This is a genomic window from Acidisoma cellulosilyticum (genome assembly GCF_020621385.1).
GTDB classification, from domain to species: Bacteria; Pseudomonadota; Alphaproteobacteria; order Acetobacterales; family Acetobacteraceae; genus Acidisoma; species Acidisoma cellulosilyticum.
In genome coordinates, this window is sequence record NZ_JAESVA010000052.1 from 1 (window position 1) to 339 (window position 339).

Genomic DNA, 339 nt, shown 5'->3' on the forward strand with positions numbered 1-339 from the left:
TCGGCAGCGCCGGCGGCCTCGACAGCCTCAGCGCCGGCGGCATCCTGACGCTCGGCACCGGCGTCGTCGTCCAGACAACCACCACGGCCTTCCTTGACGTCGCGCTGGCCAGCGACGGCGCGGGCACCATCATCAACGACGGCAGCATCGTCGCCGACGCGGCTTCCGGCGAGATGGATCTGGAGAGCCCGGCCTTCATCAACAATGGTGCCATCACCGTCGAAGGTGGTGCGGACCTCGAGATCACCCCCTACGGCACCTTCGCCAATACCGGCCTGCTCACCATCGGCAATGCCTCCACCGCGACGATCGCCTATCTCAATACCTTCACCAATACCG

The 339-nt window shown here is 66.1% G+C and carries 1 protein-coding gene; it reads left to right on the plus strand.

Annotated elements, in window-relative coordinates; genetic code table 11:
• A partial coding sequence (locus tag ACELLULO517_RS29225) for a hypothetical protein (protein WP_227310882.1) occupies window positions 1–339 on the plus strand: 339 nt, incomplete at both ends.